22 protein-coding genes are annotated in these 22072 nt (G+C 69.8%); 13 read left to right on the top strand and 9 right to left on the bottom strand.

The window, feature by feature from the left end; all coding sequences use genetic code 11:
- The 3 genes from KY572_RS40850 to KY572_RS40840 are packed head-to-tail and all read left to right on the top strand — an operon-like array spanning position 1 to position 3131.
- Positions 1–1038 (top strand): hypothetical protein, encoded by a 1038-nt coding sequence (locus KY572_RS40850; protein WP_224249164.1) that lies wholly within the window; start codon positions 1–3, stop codon positions 1036–1038.
- A gap of 27 nt (positions 1039–1065) precedes the next feature.
- Positions 1066–1950: a DUF4129 domain-containing protein gene (locus tag KY572_RS40845; RefSeq protein ID WP_224249163.1), complete on the top strand. Its 885-nt coding sequence runs from the start codon at positions 1066–1068 to the stop codon at positions 1948–1950.
- On the top strand, positions 1947–3131 hold the full coding sequence (locus KY572_RS40840) for a DUF4350 domain-containing protein (protein ID WP_224249162.1): 1185 nt from the start codon (positions 1947–1949) through the stop codon (positions 3129–3131). Before KY572_RS40845 ends, KY572_RS40840 begins: the two co-directional genes overlap by 4 nt.
- 21 nt (positions 3132–3152) lie before the next feature.
- Here the strand turns inward: KY572_RS40840 and exoP are convergent, their stop codons facing one another.
- From exoP to KY572_RS40815, 5 genes are all read right to left on the bottom strand, one after another.
- The gene (gene exoP / locus KY572_RS40835; RefSeq protein WP_224249161.1) at positions 3153–4355 is read right to left on the bottom strand and encodes a spore coat polysaccharide biosynthesis glycosyltransferase ExoP; all 1203 of its coding nucleotides are present in this window, start codon (positions 4353–4355) and stop codon (positions 3153–3155) included.
- Positions 4356–4398: 43 nt separating this feature from the next.
- Positions 4399–5457 carry a glycosyltransferase family 4 protein gene (locus KY572_RS40830; protein WP_224249160.1) on the bottom strand — a complete coding sequence of 353 codons (1059 nt, stop codon included), beginning with the start codon at positions 5455–5457 and terminating at the stop codon, positions 4399–4401.
- A gap of 17 nt (positions 5458–5474) precedes the next feature.
- On the bottom strand, positions 5475–5987 hold the full coding sequence (locus KY572_RS40825; RefSeq protein WP_224249159.1) for a serine O-acetyltransferase: 513 nt from the start codon (positions 5985–5987) through the stop codon (positions 5475–5477).
- A gap of 89 nt (positions 5988–6076) precedes the next feature.
- Positions 6077–7594 carry a lipopolysaccharide biosynthesis protein gene (locus KY572_RS40820; protein ID WP_224249158.1) on the bottom strand — a complete coding sequence of 506 codons (1518 nt, stop codon included), beginning with the start codon at positions 7592–7594 and terminating at the stop codon, positions 6077–6079.
- Entirely contained in the window at positions 7591–8688 is a 1098-nt protein-coding gene (locus KY572_RS40815) for a polysaccharide deacetylase family protein (protein WP_224249198.1), read from the bottom strand. The genes KY572_RS40820 and KY572_RS40815 overlap by 4 nt, the downstream gene beginning before the upstream one ends.
- Before the next feature lie 397 nt (positions 8689–9085).
- On the opposite strand from KY572_RS40815, the gene ccmA reads away from it, so the two are divergent.
- The 10 genes from ccmA (at position 9086) to KY572_RS40765 (ending at position 17242) form a co-directional block, all read left to right on the top strand.
- Entirely contained in the window at positions 9086–9745 is a 660-nt protein-coding gene (gene ccmA / locus KY572_RS40810; protein ID WP_224249157.1) for a heme ABC exporter ATP-binding protein CcmA, read from the top strand.
- Positions 9742–10437, top strand: coding sequence for a heme exporter protein CcmB (locus tag KY572_RS40805; protein ID WP_224249156.1), 696 nt, complete (start codon positions 9742–9744; stop codon positions 10435–10437). Before ccmA ends, KY572_RS40805 begins: the two co-directional genes overlap by 4 nt.
- 2 nt (positions 10438–10439) lie before the next feature.
- A complete protein-coding gene (gene ccsA / locus KY572_RS40800; protein WP_407660095.1) occupies positions 10440–11228 on the top strand; it encodes a cytochrome c biogenesis protein CcsA in 789 nt (262 codons plus the stop codon).
- A complete protein-coding gene (locus KY572_RS40795) occupies positions 11228–11416 on the top strand; it encodes a hypothetical protein (protein WP_224249155.1) in 189 nt (62 codons plus the stop codon). Before ccsA ends, KY572_RS40795 begins: the two co-directional genes overlap by 1 nt.
- A 3-nt stretch (positions 11417–11419) precedes the next feature.
- Positions 11420–11902, top strand: coding sequence for a cytochrome c maturation protein CcmE (locus tag KY572_RS40790; protein WP_224249154.1), 483 nt, complete (start codon positions 11420–11422; stop codon positions 11900–11902).
- Positions 11899–13923 carry a heme lyase CcmF/NrfE family subunit gene (locus tag KY572_RS40785; protein WP_224249153.1) on the top strand — a complete coding sequence of 675 codons (2025 nt, stop codon included), beginning with the start codon at positions 11899–11901 and terminating at the stop codon, positions 13921–13923. Before KY572_RS40790 ends, KY572_RS40785 begins: the two co-directional genes overlap by 4 nt.
- A complete protein-coding gene (locus KY572_RS40780) occupies positions 13920–14468 on the top strand; it encodes a TlpA family protein disulfide reductase (RefSeq protein WP_224249152.1) in 549 nt (182 codons plus the stop codon). Before KY572_RS40785 ends, KY572_RS40780 begins: the two co-directional genes overlap by 4 nt.
- Positions 14469–14525: 57 nt before the next feature.
- Positions 14526–15638: a hypothetical protein gene (locus tag KY572_RS40775; RefSeq protein WP_224249151.1), complete on the top strand. Its 1113-nt coding sequence runs from the start codon at positions 14526–14528 to the stop codon at positions 15636–15638.
- Between the two features lie 138 nt (positions 15639–15776).
- A complete protein-coding gene (locus tag KY572_RS40770; protein WP_224249150.1) occupies positions 15777–16268 on the top strand; it encodes a cytochrome c-type biogenesis protein in 492 nt (163 codons plus the stop codon).
- Positions 16265–17242, top strand: a complete 978-nt coding sequence (locus KY572_RS40765) for a tetratricopeptide repeat protein (protein ID WP_224249149.1) — start codon at positions 16265–16267, stop codon at positions 17240–17242. The genes KY572_RS40770 and KY572_RS40765 overlap by 4 nt, the downstream gene beginning before the upstream one ends.
- Positions 17243–17323: 81 nt before the next feature.
- On the opposite strand, the gene KY572_RS40760 is transcribed toward KY572_RS40765, so the two are convergent.
- The 4 genes from KY572_RS40760 to KY572_RS40745 all read right to left on the bottom strand — a co-directional run bounded on the left by KY572_RS40760 (position 17324) and on the right by KY572_RS40745 (position 21989).
- Positions 17324–18523, bottom strand: a complete 1200-nt coding sequence (locus KY572_RS40760) for a GNAT family N-acetyltransferase (protein WP_224249148.1) — start codon at positions 18521–18523, stop codon at positions 17324–17326.
- 28 nt (positions 18524–18551) lie between these two features.
- On the bottom strand, positions 18552–19730 hold the full coding sequence (locus KY572_RS40755; RefSeq protein ID WP_224249147.1) for a DegT/DnrJ/EryC1/StrS family aminotransferase: 1179 nt from the start codon (positions 19728–19730) through the stop codon (positions 18552–18554).
- On the bottom strand, positions 19718–20836 hold the full coding sequence (locus KY572_RS40750; RefSeq protein ID WP_224249146.1) for a GNAT family N-acetyltransferase: 1119 nt from the start codon (positions 20834–20836) through the stop codon (positions 19718–19720). Before KY572_RS40750 ends, KY572_RS40755 begins: the two co-directional genes overlap by 13 nt.
- A 76-nt stretch (positions 20837–20912) precedes the next feature.
- Complete coding sequence (locus KY572_RS40745; RefSeq protein WP_407660094.1) at positions 20913–21989, bottom strand: gluconeogenesis factor YvcK family protein; 1077 nt, start codon at positions 21987–21989, stop codon at positions 20913–20915.
- Positions 21990–22072: the final 83 nt, after the last annotated feature.

The following is a 22072-nucleotide window of genomic DNA, read 5'->3' as shown; positions in this document are numbered from 1 at the left end:
GTGAGCCCCCCCTCCGGCATCAAGGACCTGCGCCCACTCGCTCTCGGCGAGCTGATCGACCGCTCCGCCACCTTCTGGCGGGCCCACCTCCGGCCGCTCTTCGTGCTCTGCCTCGGCTTCGAGCTGGTCAACTACATCATCGCCAAGGGCATCACGCTCTTCCTCGAGCGCACCAACTCCCTCATGCAGGGCAGCAAGGCGATCCAGGCCCGGATCGAGGCGGATCCCACGAGCGTGTTCGGGGATTTCGCCACGATGATGGTGTCCCTCTCCGCCCTCTGGCTCGTCCTCATCTGGAGCTACTGGCTCGCCACCCTCGTCATCACCCGGTACGTCGTGCCCGTGCAGCTCGGCGAGTCCGCCCGCCCGGCGGATGGGCTGCGCCGAGGCCTGGCCCGACTGGGTGCCTTCACCGGCGCCTACGGCCTGTCCCTGCTCTGGGGTATCGCCATCACCCTGCTGCTGGTGCTCCCGGGAGGCGTCCTGCTCGGGCTGGGAGCCGTCCTGGGAATAAACGCCAGCACCGGCGCCGGAGTCCTCGGCATCGTGCTCTTCATCGGCGGCATGCTCCTGAGCAGCCTCGGTGGACTGGCCGCGCTCCTCTGGTACTTCCTGCGCTTCTCCCTGCTGGCGCCCGTGTTCGCCATGGAGGACCTCTCGGCTGTCGCGGCCTTCCGGCGCTCGGGCGCGCTCATCTCGGGCCGGGTGGCTCCCGGCTTCATGGGCCGCGTGAAGGTCCGCGCCATGATCCTCTTCACCGCCCTGTCCGGCATCGTCATCGCCGTGAGCCTGATCTTCAGCCTGCCCACCTGGATCGTCCGCGCCGCCTACGGCCAGCTGACCGACCCTTCCGCCGCAGCCACCAATCCCATCCCCCAGGCGCTCCTCGTCCCCGTGGAGCTGTTCCAGGTGTTCGGCCAGTCCATCTTCACGCCCCTGGCCCTCGTCTTCTCCGCCATGTTCTACCTGGACATGCGCATGCGCCGGGAAGGGCTGGACCTGGGACGCCGCCTCGACTCCCTCCGACCCGCGCCTTGATGGGCCCCCCTCTCCCGTGAGCGACGCGTGCTGACCCTCGCCCTTCCCCTGCTCCTCGCCTCGGTGCCGTGCGCGGACCTGGAGGCGAACGTCCAGCTCCTCGAGGAGACCGCGAAGGACCGCCCCGCCGAGCTGGCCGTCGTCGTGGAGGGCATCGAGTCTCGCGCGGGAGGCCTCCCGCTGCGCCCGCCCGGAGAGCTCCCCGCGGAGCAGCTCGCCCGTGACGTGGTGACCCGACTGCGCGCGGCCTGTGAGCTCCAGGAAGCGGCGACGCGCGTCCAGGCGCTCCCTCCCTCGAGCGACACGGACCGGCTCCGGGCCATCCTCGATCGCCCCGAGTTCTCCCAGGCTCGCAAGCGCAACACCGATCTGCTGCAGCGGCTCATGCGCCAGCTCGACGCCTGGCTCAGCACCTTCTTCCAGTCCCGGGGCGCCCAGAGCTTCGCCATCGCCACGCGCGCGGTGATGCTGGGTCTGGCCCTCGCCGTGGTGCTCTGGGCAGCGCTGCGGTTCCGACGCTGGCGCCGTCCCACCGAGCCTCAGGCCCTCGGCTCGCCAGGAGCCGCGGCTCCGCTCGAGCTCGACTCGCCGGGTGAGCACCTGCGGCGCGCACGGGAGGCGCTCGCCTCGACTCCTCGTGAGGCCATCCGCCAGGGACTGCTGGCCCTGCTCTCCACCTTGGAAGAGCGCCAGCTCGCCCGCCCCGACCGCGTGAAGACGAACCGGGAGCTCGCCGCCGAGCTGCCCGGCCGTGGGGCGCCGGCCCCGCTCGTCCAGGAGGTGGAGCGGCTGGTGCGCTGGTACGACCGCACCTTCTACTCGCTGACTCCCGTACCTCCCGAGGAGGCCGCGCGCTTCATCGCGGACGTGGAGCGCCTGCAGGCCTCTCCTCCTCCAGGAGGGGTGGCATGAAGAACCTGCGGACCTTCCTCTTCTTCGGGGTGCTCATCGCCATCGCGGCGGCGCTGGGACTGGCGGCCCACGAAGCCCCCCCGGAGTCCACGATCCCCTCCGTGGACAATCCCGGCCCTCTCGGGCTGCGCGCCCTCTACCTCTATATGGAGGAAGGCGGAGCCTCCGTCGGCGTGCATCGCGAGTCCCTCGAAGCCCTGCCCTCGGGCACCCGGACCGTCGTCATCGCCGCCCCTCACGCCCGGGCCGTGTCCTCCGAGGAGGTGGATGCGCTGGAGCGCTTCGTCCGCGCTGGAGGGACGCTCGTCTTCCTGTCCTCCCGTGAGAAGGAGCCGGGCCAGCCCGCGCTGGAGGACTGGCTGAAGCTGGAGCAAGGCCCCTGGGTGCCCGCGGACGGGTTCGGACTTCCCCAGGGAGAGCAGGATCTCGGAGGAAGCACCGTGGGGTTCTGGCTGCCCGCGGGCGCCGCGCGAGGCCTGGGCCGCTTGCGCGTCTCTCGGGACCGGGGCGTCATCGTGGGCTTGCCGGAGGCCGTGCCCCTCGCGGGCCTGGGCAGCAGCGTGACGCTCTGGCGGCTCGGCATGGGCCAGGGCGAGGTGTACGTGGCCGCGGGAGCGGACCTCGCGGAGAACCGTCGGCTCGAGCTGCTCGACAACCTGCGCTTCTGGGACGCCCTGGCCGCCCGAGGCCTCATGCTCTTCGACGAGTTCCACCACGCGGCGGCGCCACCCCCGCCCCTGTCTCGAGGCCTCTGGGTGTTCGCGCTCCAGTGTCTGGCGGTGGGTGGGCTCTACGTGGTCGCGCGGGGCACCCGCTTCGGAGCGCCCAGGCCCCAGCTGCCGGAGCGGCACCGCTCGTCGCTCGAGTACGTGCAGTCCATGGGCTGGCTCGCGCGCCGGGCGAAGGTGGAGCGCGAGCTGCTGACCGAGCTGGCCCGGCACCTGCGCCAGCTCATGCAGGATCGGCTGGGCATCCCCCTCGTGCTCTCCGAGGAGGAAGCCGCCCGACTGCTGGAGCAGCGCTGCGGCATCCCCGCCGCGCACTACCTCGAGGCTCGCACGGAGCTGATGCGGGCGCTGGACGCGCCCACCCTCTCCCCCAAGGACTACGCCCGCGTGGCGGCACGGTACGCGCGGCTCGAAGCCGTCATCATCGGCCGCGCATCCGCCGACACCGCCTGAGCCTCACTCTCCGGCGCCGTGCTACAGGCCGCGGCCCAGCCGGACCATGGCCTCGCCCACGTGGCCGCGGATCTCCTCGACGCGCGCATCCCAGCTCTCGTGGAAGATGCGCTCGGCGCGCTCGCGGCTGGGGCCCGCGCCCTCGGCGAGGCACTCGTCCACCTTGCGCACGAAGTCCTCCGTCGAGGTGGCCAGCTTGCACAGCCCCACCTTGCGCACCTCGGGGATGTCCGTGGACACCACCGGGAGCCCCGCGGCCAGGTACTCGCGCACCTTCAGCGGGTTGGCGTTGAGCGTCAGCTCGTTCACCTTGAAGGGCATCAGCGCCACGTCGAACGCGCGGCAGTAGCCCGGCAGGCTCGCGTACGGCTTGCGCCCCAGGAAGTGGATGTTCGGCACCGCCTTCATCGCCGAGACGTCGCAGTCGGGCGCCACCTTGCCGATGACGACGACCGAGCCCTCCGGATGCGCCTTCGCCGTGGCGATCATCGCCTCCTGATCCACCCAGTCCGCCATCAGCCCGAAGAAGCCGATGATGGGCCCGGGCAGCTTCGCGATGTCCTCGGGAACCTGCGTGGCCTCGTCACACGCCTTCACGAAGTGCTGGTAGTCCACGCCGTGCCGCACCAGCACGGTGTTCGGGTTCACCTTCGCCTTGTTCTCGCGCAGGCGCTCGGCCGAGGTGATGACCAGGTTCGCCTTGCGCAGCAGCCGCTCCTCCAGCTCCGCGATGTGCTTGCCGTTGGTGTCGCTGAACGCGGAGAACTCGTCCACGCAGTGGTAGACGACGAACTCCTCGCCCAGCGTGCCCGACACCGGCGCCGAGGCCGGCAGGAAGGACCACGAGATGGGCCGCTTGAAGTTCAGCTGCTTCATCGCCCGCTTGACCTGGAGCCGCAAGAGCTCCCGGTTCGTGGTCCGCACCACCTCCGAGCCGTAGAACGGGATGGCCAGCGGCGCCAGCACGAAGAGGTTGGGCTCCACCTCGCGGATGCCCTCGGTGAACGAGGACAGCTTCCTCCAGATGCGCTGGAGATCGTGCGCGTTCGCCTTCGGCGCGCGGTTGCCGATGCTGTTCACCCACAGCACGCGGTTGTCCCTCGAGAGGATCCGCATGATGTGGACCTTGGACAGCGGATCCCCGTCCCAATCGTTGGAGAACACCACCAGGTCCCGCCCTCGCAGGGCCCGGCGCGCCAGGTCCATGTCTTCGCTACGCCGCATGTCTCTTCTCCCGTATGGAAATCCAGCGAAGTGAAGCTCGGCCTCAGGTGGCCATCGCCGGCCGCTGACCCTCGAGCCGAGGCTCGGACAGTTCCTCGTACAGCCTGAGCAACACGGGCCCCGCATCCGGCAGCGCCGTCTCCGCCGGGCCCTCCACCAGTGCCTGCCGCACCCGCAGGGCCAGGTCCGGCGCATGCCCCGCCCGGAACAGGTACGTCCCCTCCGGCCGGGTACACACGTCGCTGGCCACGCAGGGCACTCCCAGTGCCAGCGCCTCGCGCACGGAGATGGCATCCCCGTCATGCGTGGTGGGCCGGATGAACGCATCACACCGCGACATCAGGCCCAGCACCTCCGAGTGATCCAGCTCGCCCAGATCCTCCAGGTACGGCGCCGCGTGCGTCTCGCGAGCATCGCGAGCGAACTCCGGAGTCCGCGTCCCAGGGCCGAAGACGGCGAGCCCCACTCCCGGCAATTCCTCCGCGAGCATCCGCAGCGCCCGGAACATCACCATCCGCCCGTACACGGGCGACGGGTGGTGCGCCATGGCCAGCAGCGGCTTGCGTCGGGCCCTCGCCAGCTCCACCTCGGGCGTCACCGGCCCCGGCTGCACCTGCGAGGCGCAGAACGCCGGCTGGACGAGGATCTTCTCCTCGGGCACGCCACACCCGACGAGCGCCTCCTTCACCGCCTGCGACACCGCCACCACCCGCGAGTACCCCGCGAGCGCGGCCCGGGCCAGCGCCCTGCGCGCCGAGGAGCCCGCCAGGAAGTCCGGCAGCAGCCCCGAGTGCAGGGTGATGACGCGAGGCGCTCGGGGTGCCGGGACACCGGCCGCCGCGGCCAGCATCCAGGACTTCGGGTTGTTGCCGCTGGTGTGGACATGCACCGTCCACCCAGCGCTCAAGAATCCCGCGAGCCGCAGCCCGAACCGAGCCAGGGACTGGACCGGGATGACGTCCGGAGCCGGCCGGCCGCCCTTTCCGATGTCCAGGACCTTCGCCTCGATACCGCGCCCGCGAAGAAATCGATGAAGTTGTTGTACGTGGATCGCCACCCCGCCGTACGGCGGGGGGTAGTCTCCAATGAGAAGCACGCGCATGACGCTCGGACCTCCGGCTACTGGAGCGGCATCTCCATGGGAGTCGACGGCACCTGGCGGCGAGGCAGCAGCCCCATCTCACGCTGGTACGTGGTGAGCGGATCCGGATCCTGGCGGAGCACCTTGGCGGGCACGCCCGCGACGACCGTGGCCGCCGGCACGTCCTTGAGCACCACCGCGTTGGCGCCGATCACCGCGAAGTCACCGATGGTGATGTTGCCGAGGATCTTCGCGCCCGCGCCGATGCGGACGTAGTCCCCGATCACCGGCGCGCCCTCGATGCCCGAGCGGCCACCGATGGTCACCTGCTGGGAGATCAGACAGTGGCGCCCCATCTTCGTCGCCTTGTGGATGACGACCCCGATGCCGCCGTAGCCCAGCTGCGTGCCCTCACCGATCTCCGCCTCGTACGGGATGTACGAGCTGTGCAGAAAATAGATGGCCTTGCGCAGCACCGCCGGCAACACAGGGACCCCACGCAGGTGCAGCTTGCGCGCGATCCGATACAGCGTCATCGCATCCAACCCCATCACGCCCTCCCAGACCCAACCAGTGGACCGCAACCTAGGTACCCGACCCCAGGGAGGGAAGCCCTCCCCAGGTGTCCGCTACACCGCGATCACGCCGCCCCGCGGGAGCGCATCCCCGCCAGCACGCGCAGCGGCCGGATACCCGTGACATACAGCACCGCGACATATCCAATGACGAACAGCAGCCCCGCCACCGCCAGGGGCAGCACCCGCCAGACGAAGCTCTCGGGCAGCGTCACCCAGGCGCTCACCGTCCCCGCCCGCAGGGCGAAGATGCCCACCGCCGCCGCCACGGCCGCCAGGGCCGCCTTGCCCAGCTCCGGCCAGGGGATGACGTCCCGGATGCGCAGCCGCTGCTCGGGAGTGGACAGCGCGGCGGGCACTCGCGCCAGCAGCGTCGCCTTGCCCACCAGCTCCGCCACCGCCCACGAGACGATGCCGCCCTTCATCCCGAACCGCTGCACGCCCCACCACACCAGCGGCACCGTCACCACCGCCTTGATGAGGTACGACAGGAAGATGGCCCGGGTGTGGCCCCGGGCGCGCAGCACGCCATCCATCGGCAGGATGGACAGCACCACCCCGAGCACGCTCACCCGGAAGATGGACACCGCGGGCAGGAACTTCGCGCCGAACAGCGCGGAGATGAACTCGGGCGCCGCGGCGAAGAGGAACGCCGCGAACGGCAGGAACACGAAGGCCAGCTTCCCGGCCGCCTCGCGGAAGGCCACCACGCCCTCCTCGAGCCGCCCCTCCTTCTCCAGCTCGCCCAGGCGCACCATCAGCACCTCGCTGGTGGGCGTATAGAGGAGGTCCACCACCGGCAGCTGGAAGCAGCCCACCCGATAGAGCGCGTACAGCGCCGGCGCCACCGCGCCCGCCACCACGTAGAAGTGCGCGTTCTGCTGCGGGATGGACAGCGCCATGGCCGCCCCGAAGGGCGCCGCGTACACCAATTGCTCGCGGAACAGCCGCCCGCTCAGCACCGGCCCCGTGGAGCCCTTGAGCGCCAGTACCCACGCGGCCAGGTAGCGCAGGCCCGCGAGCCCCGCCACCGCCACCATCATCCCGTGCAGCGACATGCCCAGCAGGCACGGCACCACCATGGCCAGCGCCCGCAAGCTGTCGGACACCAGGTACACCACCGCCGAGTGCTTCGTCCGGCCCTGGCTGGTGAGCGACACCTCCAGCGGGAAGCCGCCGATCAGCAGCGCGGTGTAGATGGCCAGCGGCACCCGGAACTCCAGGAGCGCCGGGTTGGAGAACAGCCCGGCCACCGGCCCCAGCAGCGCGGCCACCAGCACCGCCCCCACCACGCCCGCCCCCGTCACGAAGAGCATCGTCTGGCCCAGGTAGGGCCGCTTCTGCTCCGCGCGCGGCAGGAAGTAGTACAGGCTCTGCACCACCCCGAACGGCAGCACGTAGTGCAGCGTCGTGGCGATCAGGAAGAGCTGGTAGTACGTCCCGTACTCCTCCAGGCTCAGCACCCGGGCGAGGACGAGCGGGATGGACAGCGTCAGCCCGGCGGTGAACAGCCGGGCCAACACCAGGGGACCCACCTTGCCCAGGAACGAGCTGGGCGAGGCCGGCGCCGGGCTGGAACTCACGTCGGTGTCCTCCCGGCGAACTCGCCGCGGATGTGCAGCCGGTTGGCGGCCTCCACGACGGATAAGTGCGGCCGCCGGCCCATCACGGGGCTGCTCACGCCCAGCACGCCGAAGCAGTCATCGAGCTGGCACCCGGTGAGCGCCGTCGAGTAATCCCCGAGCATCCCGATGCTGAAGTTCTCCCACATCACCTTGCGCTTCAGGGTGAACGGGTCTCCGCCGATCCGGTTGGGCACGTCCTCCGTCGTGACGCCCGAGCGGAACCCGTGGGCCGCCAGCACGCGGATGATCTCGTCCGAGTACCACCCGTTGCAGTAGGCGAAGTCCTTCACCTGGATGTTCACCTCGCGCTCGATGGCGAGCTTGGACTCGAGGATCTCCCGCTCCACCACGTTGGGAGGCTCCAGCGTGAGCACGGTGTGCCCCAGCGTGTGCGCGCCGAACTCGAAGCCGTCTCGAGCCATGCGCCGCACCTCGTCCCAGTCCATGATGTCGCCCTGCGGCGGCATCAGCCCCTTGCCACCGCCCAGCTCCTGCTCGAGCGACTCGATGACCTCCAGCAGGACGCTGGCGGAGTGCTCCCCGATGAAGTCGTCCAGCGCCGCGGACAGCGTCTTCTTCTCCGCCAGCACCGGCTCGAGCAGCTCGATCGCCGGAGGCGGCAGCGCGCAGAAGTAGGGCCGCAGCTTCTTCTTCTTCGCGATCCGCACCAGGTGGAACAACCGGTCGTGGTTGAACCGCCGCTCCGTGCCGATGAACGACGTCGGCAGATAGACGATGGCCGGGATGCCCATCTCCTTGAGCAGCGGGTAGGCGTACCGGTACACGTCCCGGTACCCGTCATCGAAGGTGATGACGCACAGATCCCTCTTGGCCACCTTGCGGCCGGCCATCACGTCCACCGCGTCCCCGATGGACGCGAACTCGTAGCCCGCCTGGTTCGCTTCCTCCAGATGCCTGCGGAATGTCTCCTGGGAGATGAGCAGCCCCGGAATGGACCGCTGCAGCTCGCCTGTGAAGTCCCCAACCACCCTGTGGTAGCTGACGATGAGGATGCGCCGCCCACCGGACTGGCTCCGGCGGTACGCCGCCATCGCCTTCCTCAGTCCGCTGTAGTGAAGCATTCCCGCCGCCGCGACCTTCACTGCCCTCCGCACCAACCGACCCGCACCCATGACCTACCCCATGCGCAGAGAATCCCTTGCCCGGGAGTAATGCATGGGCGATGCCAGCCCCATTCGTAGCGACTACCGCACATTGGAGCCGCCCGCGGGGAAGGCTCCGTGCCGCCCCTGGAACAAATGGGACCTGGGGTAGAAAAACTTTCCAGATCGAAAGCACCCTCCCCACGCGATGCAGGAAACGGAGCAGTCCGACTGAGGAGCGGCGAGGACCTGCCCCCGGGGGCCTCCAAAGGGGGCCGAGCGAGCCCCGATCAAGCCGGCTTTCACTGGAGAACGGCGCGATTTCCAGTTACGAACGCTTCCCTCGATGGAAGCCCCTGCCTCGCCCCCCGCGATTGCCCTGCACGACGTGAGCAAGCGCTATGGGCGTCACTGGGCCCTGGCGCGCCTCACCTACTCGCTCCCCCCGGGCCGCTCCCTGCTCCTCACCGGCCACAACGGCTCGGGGAAGACCACCCTGCTGCGGCTGGTGGCCACCGCCCTGTCTCCCACCGCCGGCCGCGTGGAAGTGCTCGGGCGCAACGCCGTCAGCGACCGTGACGCGGTGCGGCAGGAGGTGGCGCTGCTGTCCCACGCCAGCTTCCTCTATGAGGATCTCACGGCGCACCAGAACCTCACCGTGCTCGCTCGCCTGCTGGGGCTGGCTCACGCGGCGGAGGTGGCCGGCGAGCTGCTGACGCGGGTGGGCCTCACCCGGCGCACGGAGAGCCCCGTCCGTCACTTCAGCGCGGGCATGCGCAAGCGCCTGGCCATCGCGCGGCTGTTGATGAAGAAGCCGGCCCTGGCGCTGCTGGATGAGCCCTTTGGCGAGCTGGATCCCGCCGGCATCCAGGCCATGGAGGCCATCATCGGCGAGCTCAAGGCCTCGGGCGTCACCGTCATCCTGGCCACCCACCTCATCGAACAGGGGCTTACCCTGTGCGAGGAGCGCCTTCACCTGCAGGAAGGCCGAGCGGTGCCCGCATGAAGCGCCCTGCTCCCATCGGCCTTGTGCGCGCGTCCCTCGTCCTGTTGGGAAAGGATCTGCTCATCGAGTGGCGCACGCGTGCCCGCCTCAATGCACTGATCTTCTTCGCGCTCTCCACGCTGCTGCTGTTCTCGTTCGCGCTGGGCCCGGACACCAAGCTGCTGGAGCGCAACGCGGGCGGCTACCTGTGGCTGGCCATCCTCTTCGCCAGCACCCTGTCGCTGGGCGAGTCGTTCCGGGTGGAGTACGAGAACGCCTGCCTGGACGGCCTGCGACTGGCCCCGGCGGACGCGCGCGCCATCTTCCTGTCCAAGGCGCTGGGCAACACCCTGCTCCTCGTGGTGCTGGGCGGGCTGCTCGTCCCGGCCATGGTGGCGCTCTACGGGGTGAAGGTGGTGCTGGGGGTGGGAGAGCTGCTCGCCACCCTGGTGCTCGGGTGTATGGCGCTTGCCGCCCCGGGGACCGTGTATGCGGCCATCGCCAGCAACGCCCGCGCGAGGGACGTGCTCCTACCTCTGCTATTGTTCCCGCTCATCGTTCCGGCCCTGCTGGCCTCGGCCAAGGCGATGATGCTGGTGCTTCAAGGTGACCCAATGAATCAGATCGGTTCGTGGTTCGGTCTGCTCGGCGGCTTCAACCTGATCTATTGGGGCCTGGGCTTCCTGCTGTTTCCGAGGGTGATCGAGGATTGAGTATGGACTTGATGTCGCTGTTCACGATCTATCTGCCGCCCCTCGTCCTGCTCCTGCTGCTCACGGTGGGCCGCAAGTACGCGAAGGTGACGCTGCCCGTCTACGCGCTCCTGCTGGTGGGCGTTGGCCACTACTGGGGCCTGGCGGTGGCGCCGCCGGACCGGGAGATGGGCGACGTGCAGCGCATCATGTACGCCCACGTGCCCGCGGTGTGGAACGCGATGCTGGCGCTCACGCTCAACTTCGCCTGCTCGGTGACGTACCTCTTCAAGCCGAGCTGGAAGACGGACTCGCTGGCGGAGGCCTCCGCCGAGGTGGGGCTGGTGTTCGGCGCGGTGGGCGTGCTGCTGGGCGCCATCTGGGGCCGGCCGACCTGGGGCGTGTACTGGACGTGGGATCCCCGGCTCACCACCGCGGCCATCCTCCTGGTGGCGTACATGGGCTACATGGCGCTGCGCCGCTTCGTGGAGGATCCGGAGAAGCGCGCGGTGTGGAGCGCCGTGGTGGGCATCATCGCCGCGGTGGATCTGCCCATCATCTGGTTCTCCGTGAAGTGGTGGCGCAGCCTGCACCAGCAGCAGTCCACCCCGAGCACCACGGATCCGGCCTTCTGGATTCCGCTGCGCATCAGCGCCTACGGCTTCCTGGCCCTGGTGGCCCTCTTCCTGATGCACCGCTACCGGATCGCCCTGGCCGAGCGGAACGCCGAGGTGGCCCTGCCCGACGCCCTGCCGGGCTCCCCGGGCTCCGGCCCCAATGTCCCGACCAACCGCACCGCGGGGGTGGCGTGATGAGCGCGCTCGAGAGCTTGACGGTGCTGGCCCAGACGGCCGCCGGCCAGGTGGGCAGTGGCCGCATCCAGGGTGGCTGGAGCTATGTGTGGGTGAGCTATGGCATCACCTGGGGCTCGTTCGTCGTCTACGCGCTGTCGCTCTGGTTGCGGCGGCCCAAGAACCCATCTGCAGGCCAGAAGGAGTGAACCATGACGCCAGTCGTCCGTAACCGCCTCATCGCCCTGGGTGCCCTTCTGGTGGCCGGAGCCGGCCTGGCCTTCGTGGCCTTCGGCAACATCGGCGAGAACCTCGTCTACTACTGGAGCCCGGCGGAGATGCTGAGCCAGGGCGAGAAGGCCTATGGCCCCACCATCCGCCTGGGCGGCGTGGTGAAGCCCGGCACCATCCAGTGGAACGCCGAGCACACCAACCTCACCTTCCAGGTGTCCAGCGATCACACGCCGCAGTCGGTGGCGGTGACGGTGCGCTCCACGGAGGTGCCGCCGCAGATGTTCCGTGAGGGCATCGGCGTGGTGGTGGAGGGCACCTTCGACAAGTCGCAGGTGTTCAGCTCCAACCGGCTGATGGTGAACCACTCCAACGAGTACCGCGCGCCCAAGCCGGGCGAACAGCCGCGCGAGTGGAAGGAGAGCGTTGACAGCTCCGCCACGGCGTCGACGAGGCCTCAGTGAACGCAACGATTGGATACGGGCTCGTGCTCGGCGCGCTGGTGTGCGCCGCGTTCGGAGCCGTCGTCGGGCTGACGAGCGGCCTGCGGCAGACGGACGCGGGCTCGCAGTGGGTGCGGCGCGCGGTGTGGGGCTTCTTCGCCTGCATGGTGGGCTCCAACCTGGTGATGGTGTACGCGCTCGTCACCGACGACTTCAGCATCAAGTACGTGGCGCAGGTGGGTAGCCGCGCCACGCCGCTGCTCTTCAAGATCGTCGCCCTGTGGAGCGCGCTGGAGGGGTCCATCCTCTTCTGGGGCGCCATCATGGGCTGCTTCCTGCTGGCCTTCGCTCTGGTGCACAAGAACGAGCACAAGCGCTACATGTCGCTGGCGCTGGGCACCATGCTGGCGGTGGGCGTCTTCTTCGCCTTCCTCATCGCCGGGCCGGCCAACCCCTGGCACACGCTGGCGCAGGTGCCGGCGGACGGCCCGGGGCCCAACCCGCTGCTGCAGAACCACATCCTCATGGTCATCCACCCGCCCATGCTCTACCTGGGCTACGTGGGCATGACGGTGCCCTTCGGCATCGCGGTGGCGGGCCTGCTGCGCGGGGAGATCGGCGACGCGTGGATGGCGCCGCTGCGGCGCTGGATCCTCATCCCGTGGATGTTCCTCTCGGTGGGCATCATCCTGGGCTCGTGGTGGGCGTACGCGGTGCTGGGCTGGGGCGGCTACTGGGCGTGGGATCCGGTGGAGAACGCCTCGTTCCTGCCGTGGCTGACGGCCACCGCCTTCATGCACTCCACCATGGTCCAGGAGCGCAAGCAGATGCTCAAGCTGTGGACCATGAGCCTGGCGCTGGCCAGCTTCATCCTGACGATCCTCGGCACGTTCATGACGCGCTCGGGCATCTTCAACTCGGTGCACTCCTTCACCCAGTCGGACATCGGCCCCACGTTCCTGGTGTTCATCGCCGTGCTGCTGGTGATCTCCATCGGGCTGATCGCCACGCGCGGGCACCTGCTGGTGCCGCAGGGGCAGATCAACTCACTGATGTCGCGTGAGACGAGCATCCTGGTGAACAACCTGGTGTTCGTGGCCATCACCTTCACGGTGCTGCTGGGCACGGTGTACCCGCTCGTCGCCGAGGCGGTGGGCCGCGGTCGCGTCAGTGTGGGCGAGCCGTACTTCAACAAGATGGCCGTGCCTGGCGGCATCGCGGTGCTCTTCCTCATGGGCGTGGGGCCGATGCTGCCCTGGGGTACGCCGAACAAGGACACGGTGCGCCGGCAGTTCATCATCCCCGCCGTGACGGGGCTGGTGGTGGTGGCGGTGTGCTACGCGGCGGGCATGCGAGGCTTCTACCCACTGCTGACGTTTGGGCTTGCCGGCTTCGCTACCTTCATCACCCTGCGCGAGCTGGTGGCGCCCATCCGCGTGCGCATGAGCGAGCGCAAGGAGGGCCTCGTCACCGCCGTGGTCCAGAGCGCCTCCAAGGCGCGCCGGCGCTTCGGCGGCTACGTGGTGCACCTGGGCATCATCGTCATCTTCGTGGCGGTGGCCGCCTCGTCCGCATACGTCAAGCACACCTCCAGCACCCTGCGCATCGGCGAGTCCATGACGCTGGGCGGCTACCAGCTCAAGTACCTGGGCACGAACGAGGGCCAGGAGCCCCACCGCGCCTTCGTGGCGGCGCGCGTGGAGGTGACGACTCCCAGCGGCAAGGTGGAGGAGTACCAGCCGCGGATGAACTACTACGAGCGCAGCACGGATCCCATCGGCACGCCCGCGGTGCGCGAGTCCCCGAAGGAGGATCTCTACATCTCGCTGATGGCCTTCTCCGAGCGGGGAACGACGGCGAGCCTCAACGTGTGGGTTTTCCCGCTGGTGGGGTGGATCTGGTACAGCATCCCCATCCTGGTGCTGGGCTCGCTCATCTCGCTGTGGCCGTCGCGGCGGCGCGTGGCGGTGGGCGCGAGCACTCCGGCCAGCTCGGAGGCGGCGCCGGTGGCCGGCAGTGACATGAACCGGGGTGCGGCATGAGGTGGGGAATCACGCTGGGCGCCGCGGCCATCTGCGGCGCGCTGCTCGTCGTGCTGCTCAAGGGCTTCGGCCGCAATCCGCACGAGGTGCCCTTCATGCTGTCGGGCAAGCCGGCGCCGGCCTTCACCCTGCGTGCGCTGGACAGCGGCAAGCCGGTGAGCCTGGCGGAGCTGCGCGGCCGCCCGGTGGTCATCAACTTCTGGGCCTCGTGGTGCGGGCCCTGCAAGATGGAGCACCCGGTGCTCGAGTGGGGCGCGCGCGAGTTCGGCAACCAGGCCGTGTTCCTGGGCATCGTCTTCGAGGACACCGAGGAGAACGCCCGGGGCTTCCTCCAGGAGTACGGGGCCAGCTTCCCGCAGCTGGTGGATCCGCGCTCGCGCATCTCCGTGGACTACGGAGTGGCCGGCGTGCCGGAGACGTACTTCATCGACGCCAACGGGATCATCATGGGCAAGCACGTGGGCCCCATCGATCCCCAGACGCTGGCCAACCGCATCCGCGAGCTGAGCGCCAGGACTGCATCCACCGTGACGGCTCAGCCTTGAGCCTCGAGCTGTCAGGCCCGTGCCATGCGAAGTGGCACGGGCGGAGGTCGTGAGTTCATGCACCAGTGCACGGAGTGCGGCACGGTCGCCGCGGAGCCCCGGCTGCGCTACTGCGAGGAGTGCGGCGCGCGGATGCCGGAGTACAAGCCGCCCGCCGTCCTCCCGGAGGAGCGCGAGGGTGGAGCCGCGCTGGCGGACTCGCGCTCCGCGAAGCCCCCGTACGACGGGCCGAAGTGGCTGGAGCACGTCCCGGCGCACTCGCCCACCTCGCTGGGCGTCATCCTCCACATGGTGGCGCTGTGGCTCACCATCCTCCCCTTCTTCGCGGGGGTGGGGCCGTTCTGGTCCTTCGTGATGACGCTGGGCGGGGCCATGGTGATCGCCCGCGAGTACCGCGTCGCCCACCTGCCGAACCCGCTCCTGGACTGGATCCCCGAGTCGGTGCTGCCGCGCTTCCTGCCCGCCGTGTACTCGGCGCTGGCCGTGGCGCTCATCCTGCCCCTGCTGGAGATGAGCATCCTGCCGCTGCTGTGGCTGGGCGGCACGGCGCTGGTGCTGCGCGATCAGTGGACCAAGGTGCTCGTGGGCCCGGACGGCTACGCCGAGCTCTTCGAGCCCCGGCAGGCGCTGCGGGGCATGCGGGTGCTGGCGTTCGCGGGCATCGTCGTGTGCCTGCTGGCGCTCTTCTTCACCTGGACGATCGTGGGCGAAGTGCCCAGCGGACCCACCCCCTATGGCGGCGAGGGCGGGCTCCGGGTGTCGGGGCTGCAGCTGCCCATGGGCGCCACGGTGGAGATCGGGCTGCTGGCGCTGCTGGCCATGCTGATGCTGAAGCCCGAGGTGGAGCGCCCGGTGTGGCTGCGCTTCGTGCCGGTGGGCGTCATGGTCATCTGCCTGGCCTGGGCGCTGGTCAACATCCACATGAAGATGGGCCCGCTCGTGTTCCTCGGCGGGCTCGTCCCCCTGGGGCTCGTGGCCGTCTTCCAGGCGCTCGGCCGCGAGGAGCTGCCGGAGCCCGTGGCGGACGAGTTCCCCGAGGACCAGCCCTACGATGAGGACCCGGACGCGCCTCCGCCGGACGAGTTCGCCGACGACGACATGCCTCTCGATGACGACATGCCTCCCGACGACGACATGCCGCCCGACGAAGACGACAACAGGCGAGGCTGAGCGGCCGGGCCTCACGCCCTGCTCCCCTGCCCCGGCCAGGCAGGCAGGGGCTGGCCGGGAAGATGGCCGTCCCCGTGAAGGTTTCGCTGTGCAACACTGCGCCGGGGCGCTAGGTAAGCCGCGCCCGGGGTACCCCCTATGACTTCTGCCCTCCTCTCCCTCGCCCTCGCGGCCGGACTCGTGACCGGCCAGTTCGCTCCCCAGAAGGGCGGGAGCGATCCGCTCGCCGATCCCGCCCTCGAGCAGCGCGTCCAGAAGCTCGGCAAGCTGCTGCGCTGCGCCGTGTGCCAGGGCGTCTCCATCGCGGACAGCCCCGCCTCCATGGCCCGCGCCCAGCTCGACACCGTGCGCGAGCTCGTCGCCGAGGGGAAGTCCGATCAGCAGATCATCGACTACTTCGTGGAGCGCTACGGCGAGTGGGTGCTGCTGGAGCCGCCAAAGTCGGGCTTCAACTGGCTCGTGTGGCTGGGCCCCATTGCCCTCATCGTGGGTGGAGCCCTGGTCATCTCGCGGCAGATCAAGCGGGCCCCGGCGCCCACCAGCGCGCCCCCTGCCGCCACACCCTCGGCGCCCACCCCTGATGCCGAGGATCCCTACCTGAAGGCCGTTCGCCAGGAGCTGGAGCGATGACGCAGACCAACTGGTTGCCGGGCATCATCGCCCTGGGCATCTCCCTGCTCTGCGGGCTGGCCTACCTGCTGCTCCAGAAGAGCAAGGGCGGCACCTCCGCCACGCCTACGCCCCAGCGTGACGGCGTGCTGGACGATCTCGATCGGCGCGCGCAGTCGCTCATCGAGCAGCTCAAGGAGCTGGTGGCGGACAAGCACAACCTCGCCCCCGAGCAGTTCGAGGCGGAGAAGTCCCGACTGGAGCGCGAGGCCGCGGCGGCGCTGCGGGCCCGCGATGAGCACCTGCAGCGCAAGCCTGGAACGGCTGGCGCGCCCGGCTCGGCGGCTCCTGCTCCCGGCCAGGCCGCTCCTGCTCCGACGGGCTTCGCCGCTCGGAACCCTCAGCTGGTGGGTGCCCTGTGGGGTGCAGGCGTGGTGCTCTTCTTTGGATCGCTGGGCTACCTGCTCGTCTCGGAGCAGCGGGCTCGTGACGATGGCATGGAGGCCACCGGGCGGATTCCCCCGGGTCAGTCCGCCCCGGGTCAGCAGCAGCAGCCGCCGCAGCGGATGCCCGGTGAGGACGAGGAGCTCGCCGCGGCCAGGCAGCGCCTGGAGGCCAACCCGAACGATCTGGAGGCCGCGGCCTTCGTGGGACACGAGATGATCCGGACCCGCGAGCTCGAGATGGCCGAGAAGGTCACCCAGAAGTCGCTCGCCGTGGATCCGTTCCACGTCGAGTCCCGTGTCCACCTCGGGGTGCTGCACGCCCTGCGAGGCGACGTCGAGCGCGCGGAGAGGGACCTGCTGGAGCTGGCCGACACCTACCCGGGCGCCCAGGAGGCGCTGCTCTTCCTCGGCTTCATCAACCTGCAGTCGGGCAACCGCCCCAAGGCCCTGGACTACTTCGAGCGCTTCACCGTCGAGGTGCCGCGCAACCAGCAGCCGCCGGGCCTTGACGCCGCCATCGCCCAGCTCCGCCAGGAAGTCGGCCGCTGAGGTCGGCCCTCCGGTCGCGCTCTCGACGAACTGGTCTACCTGTCATACCAGTTCGCCAGCGGCTTCCGCCCACCCCGGGTGTCACACCGCGGCCCGGCGGCGGCGGAACCTCCGGATTCGCTCGACCGTCTCGGAGGGCAGGACGCGCTTGAGGACCTCGCGGGCGTCTCGCGCCACCTCCTCGTGACGGGTGAACCAGTGTCCCGCGCCCTGGGTGGCGTGGATGCGCACCGACACCGTGCGCCGCTGCTTCGTCGTCCAGTCGGACTTGTACGTCTCCGTGCCGCGCAGGAAGTCGTACTCGGTGAGGCCCGCCTCGATGGCGTCCTTGAACGTCTCACCCACGAGCACCAGGCCCACGCTCCGGTTGCGCCAGGCAGGATCGTAGCCGGACTGGAAGTAGATGAACGTGTCCCGGTGCAGGATGCCATACACCGAGGCGACGGCCTGGCCGCCCACCTTCATGATGTACATCCGCAGCCGGCCGCGCTCGGCCAGGAACTGCGTGGCGTCACGGTGGAAGGACTCCACGCCCTTGCCCTTGATGCCCTGGGAGCCACCGTCCTCGGCCCAGCGCGCCGCGTGCAGCCGGAAGAAGTCCGTCATGGGCCCGGCCAGCTCGCCGGGAGCCTCCGTGCGCTCGATGCGATAGCCCTCCTGCTTCTCCAGCCACTTGCGGCGGCGCAGGAAGTTGTCGCGCCGGCCCGTGCGCTTGAGGAAGGCGTCGAAGGGCTCGCCGGGCGTGAAGGTCTCGTACGGGCACACGTAGCGCTCCGTGACGCGGACCTCCAGCTCCGGGAAGGTCTCTCGCAGCACCTTCACGGTCAGCGAGTCCTCGTGCAGGTCCGTGAGGTCCAGCACGTCCCAGCCGCCGTGCATCTCGCGCAGCCCGTGGGCGAAGGCGCGCGTCACCGCCTCCTCCATGCCCCGCCGCGCCACCACGTCCAGGTAGTCGCTGCCGATGTGCGTCTCGCCCAGGAAGGAGAGCCGGCCCACCTGGCGCCCAAGGACGTGGCGCAGCTCGAAGCCGAGCGGCATCAGGCCCACCAGCGTGCCCGTCCTGTCTCGCGCGGTGAGGACCAGCGGCCGGCGGTCCGGCGCGATGCGGCGGCACCAGGGGTAGATCCACTCCCAGGCGTTGAAGGGGCCCGCGTCGCTCGCGTCGAGCAGCGCGTCCCACTCGGAGCGCATCCGCGCCAGCACGGCGTGCTCGTGGACGATCTCCACCTGGAGCCACTGCGAAGGCCGCGGCTCGGGTGTCACCTCGGATTCACGGATCATGGTGTGTCGACTCTCGAAGAGAAGGAAATCAGCTCGCGCGCTTGCGGGAGCGGCGATCCAGCTTCACGGCCTCGCGCACCGCCGAGGCCACGGAGGCCATCACCTCGGGGCTGAGATCCTGGTGGCAGGGGATCTCCACGATGGAGCGGCGCAGCTCCAGCACCTCGGGGAACTGGGCCGCGTCGCAGGCCGGGTGGAAGCGCTTCCAGAAGTCGATGGCGTCGATGCCCTGCTCGTGCAGCTTCGCCATCACCTCCGCCTTGTCCTGCACCACCAGCGGGTAGAAGAGCGGGCACACGCCCGGCGGCAGCTGGTTGCACAGCGGCGGAGAGATGTCGCGCAGGCGCCCGAGCAGAAAGAAGTAGTTGCGCCGGCGCTTCTCGACGATGCCCTCCAGGTCCTGCGCCAGGGCGATGCGCTTCGTGAGCGGGCTCATGCCCAGGTCCACGTGCTCCCGGTTGAAGTGCTGCGTCCCGGTGGCCACGCGCTTGATGTTGGCGGCCTTCACCGTGCCATGGCCCACGCCGCGGATGACGCGGCGCAGCCCCCGGCCCATCGCCCCACCCCGCAGCTCCAGGTTCTGCAGCAGCGCGGAGACGGTGTGGCTGAAGGTGGAGGTCGACGGCGGCGCGGGCGGCTCCGGCAGGCTGTACTGGCGCGCGCCGTTGATGGTCAGCGCGCCTCCGTTGGGCACCGGCAGCGTCTTGTAGAGGCAGAAGATGCCGATGTCGCCCGTGGTCCCCAAGGGCACCGTGCCGTCCGCGGACAGCAGCGACAGCGCGCAGTCCTCGATGAGCGGCAGCCCGTGGCGGTCGGCGATCTGGCGCATCTCGGCCGCCGGGCCCGGGAAGCCCGCGTAGTGGATGAGGTAGAGGGCCTTGGTCTTCGGGCCGATCTTCTTCTCCACGTCCTGCAGGTCCACGTCCCAGCGCGAGCCCACGCGGTAGAAGCGCGGCGTGGCGCCGGCATCCACCACGGCCTCCACCTCCACGCCGTGGTGGTAGGCGGGCATGAGCACCTCGCCCTTGTCCAGCCCGAGCATCTTCACCGTGAGCCAGACGGCGTTGCGAGCGAAGTAGAAGTAGCGCACGTTCTGCGCCGCGAACGGCTGGAAGGCGCTCGCCTGCCCCTTGCCCCACAGCATGCTCGGCCAGAGCGTAGGCAGGGAGGGAACGAACAGCTTCTGGGACGAAGTCACTTCTTCCATCGCGCCATCACCTCTTTTGCCGCGGGGACCCAGCGGAACTTCGCCGCGCACAGCGCGCGACCGAAGGCGGAGTCGTTGAACACGGAGAGCCAGGTGTGGCGGCGGACCTTGTCCGTCCAGTCCCGCTTCCACACCATGTCCGGCCCCAGGAAGTCGAACTCGCGCAGCCCGCGAGAGATGCAGTCCGCCAGCACCTCGTCCATCAGGAGCTGGCCGGGGCTGCACTCCTTGAGGCTCTCGTCGTAGCCAGGCTTGAGCAGGAGGTAGCGCTCGCCGTACGTCAGGCCGTACTGGAAGGCCACCGGCCGCCCGTCCAGCCGCAGGTAGTAGAGCGACAGCCGCCCGGAGTAGGCCGCGTCCCGCGCCAGCTCCGTGTAGAAGCCCCGCGTGCTCGCGTCCTGCGCCATCGCCGTGCCGCGCTGGCCCTTCCAGCCGCTCTGCTCGAGCGCGAAGCCCTCCTCCAGCTTGCTCTCCAGCTCCAGGCCGCCGTCCACGCGCTCGAACTCGACCTTGCCCTTCTCCTCGAGCTTCTTGCGGCGCCGCCGGCAGTTGGCCTTGAACTTGGACTGCAGCGTGGCCTGGAAGGCCTCCCGGGTGGCCGGCAGCGGCACGTAGGGCGACTGGAGCGACTCCCACGTCCCCGTGGCCAGGCCCGCGCTCCTCGCCTCCTCGAGCAGGCTCCAGCCGGCCCCGCCCTCGGGCACGTCCGTCAGCCGCAGCACGTCCCAGCCGCGGTCCAGCCGCAGCCAGGAGAGGAACATCGCCGCGGCGGCCTCCGGCTCCCGGGCAATCAGATCGAACCGGCACGAGTGCGGATTGGCCGTCCCCGACAGCTGTCGCACCGGGACGCCGTACATCGTCGTGCGCTCGGCCATCAGCGGCAGCGCCGCCGTCAGCCGTCCGTCCGAGTCCCGCAGGGTGAGGATCCGCACCCGCGCCGAGGGCGCGAAGTTGTCGATCCAGATGCGCAGGAACTCGTGGCGGTAGAAGAGCTCGTTGGACGTGGCCTCGACGAGCGCGTTCCACTCGGGCGCGAGGGCCATGAACCCGGCCCGGTCCGTCACCTCCTGGACACTCGGCGCGGGCGTGAGCTGTCTGGCTTCCATGTGTGCAGGACTCCCGAAGGCGCGATCCTCCCCCCGGGGCGACCGCGCGAGCAAAGGTGGGAATGCCTAGGGCCGACTACAAGCCGCTGCGGGCCATCTTCAGCAGGCAGCGAGCAATCTTCCGGCCGTCATGTCGGATCTTGGACCCCTCCTTGAGGAGATCCGCCTCCACGGGAACGACGCCGGCGGTAATCAGCTCGCGGCGGTTCACGGGAATGACGTAGGCGCCCTTGCGCGAGTAGCGCTGGATGGCCTCGGTGGGCGGAGTGGTGCCGTTGATGAGCACCGCGTCCAGCACCGGGCCGGCGTGGTCGATGACCGCTCGGACGTGGTCCAGGCAGTCCATGCCGTCCGTCTCTCCGGGCTGCGTCATGAGGTTGGCCACCATCACCTTGAGCGCCCGCGACTCGCGCAGGGCCTGGGCAACCCCATCCACCAGCAGGTTGGGGATGACGCTCGAGTACAGCGAGCCCGGCCCGATGACGATGAGGTCCGCGGTGTGGATGGCCTCCAGCAGCCCCTCTGCGGGCGGCGGAGAGCGCGGGCTCAGCGACACGCGGCGCACCCGGCCCTGGGCGCGGACGATGTTGCGCTCACCCACCACCTCGGTGGCGTCATCCATCTTCGCCACCAGCTGCACCGGCGCCAGCGTGCACGGCAGCACCCGGCCCTGGGCGCCCAGCATCTCGCCGGAGACGCGCACCGCCTCCAGGAAGTCGCCCTTGAGCTCCGCCAGGGCGGCGATGAGCAGGTTGCCCACCGCGTGCCCGGCCAGGCCCTTGGCCCCGCCGAAGCGGTACTGGAACACCTCGGCCAGCGCGTTCTTGCCGCCCGCGAGCGCCACCAGGCAGTTGCGGATGTCCCCGGGAGGCAGCACCCCGTGCGAGCGGCGCAGCCGGCCCGAGCTCCCGCCGTCATCGCTCATCGTGACGACGGCGGTGATGTCCACGCCGGGATCTCCGGCCTTCGGCATGGCCCGCCGCGCCAGGCCCCGGAGCACCACCGGAAGCCCGGTGCCACCGCCCATCGCGACGATGCGCGTGGGGCGATCCACATGAGGCTGCAGCAGCTCGTTCCGCCCCTGCTGCCGGGCGGTCTTCGTGTTCTCTCCCCACGCCTCATGAAGAGTCGAATCCAGATCCATCACCGACATAGCCCCACCCCTTCCCGCCCTACCGACCATGATGCCCTGCCCACCCTGTCGCGGCGGCCACCGCCGCGACCTCGACCCGACTG

The organism is Hyalangium gracile (assembly GCF_020103725.1).
Classification (GTDB): domain Bacteria; phylum Myxococcota; class Myxococcia; order Myxococcales; family Myxococcaceae; genus Hyalangium; species Hyalangium gracile.
This window is presented reverse-complemented; position numbering and strand designations above follow the sequence as displayed.

What these genes read in the sequence shown, in the direction of transcription:
- ccmA (WP_224249157.1), top strand. Translation starts at nt 9,086, where the DNA reads ATGGAAGCCCCTGCCTCGCCCCCCGCGATTGCCCTGCACGACGTGAGC.
- KY572_RS40840 (WP_224249162.1), top strand. Translation starts at nt 1,947, where the DNA reads ATGAAGAACCTGCGGACCTTCCTCTTCTTCGGGGTGCTCATCGCCATC.
- KY572_RS40760 (WP_224249148.1), bottom strand. Translation starts at nt 18,523, where the DNA reads ATGATCCGTGAATCCGAGGTGACACCCGAGCCGCGGCCTTCGCAGTGG.
- KY572_RS40805 (WP_224249156.1), top strand. Translation starts at nt 9,742, where the DNA reads ATGAAGCGCCCTGCTCCCATCGGCCTTGTGCGCGCGTCCCTCGTCCTG.
- KY572_RS40750 (WP_224249146.1), bottom strand. Translation starts at nt 20,836, where the DNA reads ATGGAAGCCAGACAGCTCACGCCCGCGCCGAGTGTCCAGGAGGTGACG.
- KY572_RS40770 (WP_224249150.1), top strand. Translation starts at nt 15,777, where the DNA reads ATGACTTCTGCCCTCCTCTCCCTCGCCCTCGCGGCCGGACTCGTGACC.
- KY572_RS40795 (WP_224249155.1), top strand. Translation starts at nt 11,228, where the DNA reads ATGAGCGCGCTCGAGAGCTTGACGGTGCTGGCCCAGACGGCCGCCGGC.
- KY572_RS40765 (WP_224249149.1), top strand. Translation starts at nt 16,265, where the DNA reads ATGACGCAGACCAACTGGTTGCCGGGCATCATCGCCCTGGGCATCTCC.
- KY572_RS40745 (WP_407660094.1), bottom strand. Translation starts at nt 21,989, where the DNA reads ATGTCGGTGATGGATCTGGATTCGACTCTTCATGAGGCGTGGGGAGAG.
- ccsA (WP_407660095.1), top strand. Translation starts at nt 10,440, where the DNA reads ATGGACTTGATGTCGCTGTTCACGATCTATCTGCCGCCCCTCGTCCTG.
- KY572_RS40775 (WP_224249151.1), top strand. Translation starts at nt 14,526, where the DNA reads ATGCACCAGTGCACGGAGTGCGGCACGGTCGCCGCGGAGCCCCGGCTG.
- KY572_RS40815 (WP_224249198.1), bottom strand. Translation starts at nt 8,688, where the DNA reads ATGGCGGCGTACCGCCGGAGCCAGTCCGGTGGGCGGCGCATCCTCATC.
- KY572_RS40830 (WP_224249160.1), bottom strand. Translation starts at nt 5,457, where the DNA reads ATGCGCGTGCTTCTCATTGGAGACTACCCCCCGCCGTACGGCGGGGTG.
- KY572_RS40825 (WP_224249159.1), bottom strand. Translation starts at nt 5,987, where the DNA reads ATGGGGTTGGATGCGATGACGCTGTATCGGATCGCGCGCAAGCTGCAC.
- exoP (WP_224249161.1), bottom strand. Translation starts at nt 4,355, where the DNA reads ATGCGGCGTAGCGAAGACATGGACCTGGCGCGCCGGGCCCTGCGAGGG.
- KY572_RS40790 (WP_224249154.1), top strand. Translation starts at nt 11,420, where the DNA reads ATGACGCCAGTCGTCCGTAACCGCCTCATCGCCCTGGGTGCCCTTCTG.
- KY572_RS40755 (WP_224249147.1), bottom strand. Translation starts at nt 19,730, where the DNA reads ATGGAAGAAGTGACTTCGTCCCAGAAGCTGTTCGTTCCCTCCCTGCCT.
- KY572_RS40780 (WP_224249152.1), top strand. Translation starts at nt 13,920, where the DNA reads ATGAGGTGGGGAATCACGCTGGGCGCCGCGGCCATCTGCGGCGCGCTG.